This is a genomic window from Streptomyces sp. WELS2 (genome assembly GCF_013870595.1).
In the GTDB taxonomy this organism is placed as follows: domain Bacteria; phylum Actinomycetota; class Actinomycetes; order Streptomycetales; family Streptomycetaceae; genus Streptomyces.
Genome location: NZ_JACBWZ010000792.1, coordinates 1 through 2,803, shown reverse-complemented (window position 1 = coordinate 2,803; position 2,803 = coordinate 1). Strand labels below are relative to the sequence as shown.

At 72.9% G+C, this 2,803-nt stretch carries 3 protein-coding genes; all 3 read right to left on the bottom strand.

Features of this window, described 5'->3' with window-relative positions:
* Positions 1-129 precede the first annotated feature (129 nt).
* Positions 130-1,380, bottom strand: coding sequence for an aromatic acid exporter family protein (locus H5J33_RS29885; RefSeq protein WP_181797914.1), 1,251 nt, complete (start codon positions 1,378-1,380; stop codon positions 130-132).
* A 93-nt stretch (positions 1,381-1,473) separates the two neighbouring features.
* Positions 1,474-1,968: an FBP domain-containing protein gene (locus H5J33_RS29880; RefSeq protein WP_181797913.1), complete on the bottom strand. Its 495-nt coding sequence runs from the start codon at positions 1,966-1,968 to the stop codon at positions 1,474-1,476.
* Between the two features lie 81 nt (positions 1,969-2,049).
* Positions 2,050-2,709: a PAS domain-containing protein gene (locus H5J33_RS29875; protein WP_181797912.1), complete on the bottom strand. Its 660-nt coding sequence runs from the start codon at positions 2,707-2,709 to the stop codon at positions 2,050-2,052.
* Between the last annotated feature and the right edge of the window lie 94 nt (positions 2,710-2,803).

The following is a 2,803-nucleotide window of genomic DNA, read 5'->3' as shown; positions in this document are numbered from 1 at the left end:
GCGGAGTTCCGTGACTGCGTCTCCATGCCCCACCTCAGGTCGTCGGCCGTCCCGCTCCTGACAGGACACCTTGGCCCGCACCCGCCGGCCGGGGCAACCCGCCCCGTGCCCGGGCGGCCCCGGCGGACCTCACCGGGAACGGCTGCCGAGGCCCGCGCGATTGCGCCACAGCTCCTCCTGGACCCCGAGCCAGTCGCGCAGCCGGGCCAGCCGGGGCAGCTTGGCCCGGTGCTCGCGGGAGACCCGGTCCAGCTCCTCCAGCAGCCGCCGGGTGCGGTGCTCGGTGTTCAGCTCGTCGATGATCCTGGTCGTCTCGGTCAGCACGGCACCCAGCAGCTGCCAGTCCGTCCAGTCCTTCGCGATCTCCTCCCGGAGCAGCTCCGCCAGCCGGTCCCGGGTGCCGGCCGCGGTGTGCAGCTCGGCCGACAGCCGGGCCTCGGCCGACTCGGCGTCCTGGCTCAGATCCGTGGTCACCAGCACCGCGAAGCTGACCACCGCGTCGGCGATCTCCGACAGCAGCTGCTCCACGGTCGCCCCCACCCGGGGCGGGAACAGGTCCTTGGAGCCACGGGCCTTCGCCAGGTCGGTGAACGAGCGGGCCAGCACCCGCAGCACCACCGTGCAGATCTCCAGCGTGTCCAGCCCGGTGCGCAGCACCACCCGGTGCAGCAGCCCCTCCTTCACCCTCGGATTGAGCCGCAGACTGTCCTCCGCCTGCCGCAGCGCCGCGTCCACCCCCGTGATGTCGTGGTCCAGCCGGCGCGCCTCGTGCAGCCGCTCGGCCGCCCGCTGCCAGGGGACCCGGCCCGCGGCCTCCTCGCCCATCCGCAGCATCAGCTGACGCACCCGCCGGGCCAGGCCCTCGATGGACCGGCCCGCCTCGTCCACCCACACCGGCGGTGGCAGCAGCAGATTGCAGGCGGTGCCGACGGCCGCGCCGATCAGCGTCTCCACGATCCGGGCCCACGCGGTGTACCCCACCGTCGCGCCGAGCACCAGCATGGCGCTGATCGCCACCTCGGCCGTGTACTCGTCCACCCGTACCAGCCGGCCCACGGCCAGCGCGGCGACGATGAGCAGCGCCAGGCTCCACCAGGTCAGCCCCACCAGCACACTGAACGCGATGGCGACCAGCACACCGGCGACCACCGAGTTCACCCGGCGGATGCCGTTGGTCAGCGTGGCGTAGAACGTCACCTGGACGACCAGCAGCGCGGTCAGCGGCGCGGTGAGCGGGGCCGGCTCCGGGCTCAGCCGGAGCGCGATGACATAGGCGACCGACGCGGCCGCGGCCGACCGCAGCGTCTGGACGACCGCCGGCTCCCGGCGACGCCTCAGCACCTGCCGCAGTCCCGAGCTCCACTTCCGTACGTTGATCATCCTTTGGCCTGTTCCCGTTCCCCGGGCAGGTCGAACGTGGCCGTTCGCGGGCTGTTTCCGGCCACGCTCGTCACGGCGTGGACCGGCCGGCCCTCAGGTGTACAGCTTGTCCAGGAAGGCGAAGAGGTTGTCCCTGGTCCGGGCGATCTGTTCCTCCAGCGTCAGGCTCTCCTCGAACCGCACCCCGGACTCCGGCGCCTTCCTGCCGCGCACATACAGCGAACACGCCAGATCGGTGCACATGTACAGCCCGACCGAGTTCCCCTCCCGGCCGGCCGCGCCCGCCTTCCGCGCCGTCATCAGCGACACCCCGCCGCCGGGATGCGTGGTCAGGCACACCGAGCACAGGCTGCGGTGCAGGAAGCCGCGCTGCGAGGCCGGGTAGCGCAGGGTCACACCGGTGACGCGGCCGTCGCGTTCCGTGACCAGATAGCTGCGGTCGGGCGCGCCGGGATCGCGCCAGCCGAGGAAGTCCAGATCGTCCCAGGGGCGTTCCCCGAGATCACGCGGCACGGCCAGACGCTTCGCCTCGCCCTTGGAGCAGTTGACGAAGGAGGCGCGGATGTCCTGCTCGGTGAGCGGTCTCATGGGGGATCCTTCCGAATGCGACGGCACGCTGCCTAGGGATCCTAGGCAGGCGGCTATCGTATTTAGTCCCCAGGCGGTGGGCTAATGGTTTTCCGGTGGCTGCTCGGCCTCCCCGGACCGCGCCCGCGGAGGCCACACCCCGGGCAGCAGCACGCCCAAGGCGTAGGCGCGGGCGACCAGTTCCGTGCGGTTGGCGGCACCCCAGCGCGCCGACAGCCGCCGCAGGTGATAGGTGACACCGTCCCTGCTGAGACCGAGCTCACGGGCGGCGCGGGCGGTGGTGGCCCCGCCGGCCAGCAGCGCCAGCACCTGCCGCTCCACCTCCGTGGTGGGCACCGGCCCGGGTCCGGGAGCGGTGCGCTCGCCCAGCACCCGCAACATCACCAGCAGCGCCGGAGTCTCCTGCGCGCTGTCGCTCACCGGATCCGCGGTCAGCTCCCCGTACCGCTCCGCCCCGCCGGGCGCCCGCCAGCACACCGACACCTGGTAGCGCGAGCGGTGCCGCAGCCGCAGCGCCTCGGCGATCCGCTCCACCTGGCCGGCCTCCTGCGGCCGGAACAGTTCCAGCACCTGCCGGCCGCGCAGCCGGCCCGGGGTGGTACCGCACTCCGTGGCCATCGCCGGGTTCGCGAGCACCACCTGGCCGTGCACGTCACATACCGCCACCGGCACCGACACGCGGTCGAACACCAGCAGCGCGCGGTTGCGCCAGGTCACCGCGTCGGCCCGTCCCGCCTCCATCGCACCTCCCGGTCCGCCGGCCGCCCGCCCATCAAAGAGGAAGAGCCAGGTCAGGTCAGCCGGCGACGGCGGCCAGAGCCTTGGCGTACTGTTC

Coding starts and splice junctions, on each gene's coding strand:
- H5J33_RS29880 (WP_181797913.1), bottom strand. CDS start 1,968: ATGAGACCGCTCACCGAGCAGGACATCCGCGCCTCCTTCGTCAACTGC.
- H5J33_RS29875 (WP_181797912.1), bottom strand. CDS start 2,709: ATGGAGGCGGGACGGGCCGACGCGGTGACCTGGCGCAACCGCGCGCTG.
- H5J33_RS29885 (WP_181797914.1), bottom strand. CDS start 1,380: ATGATCAACGTACGGAAGTGGAGCTCGGGACTGCGGCAGGTGCTGAGG.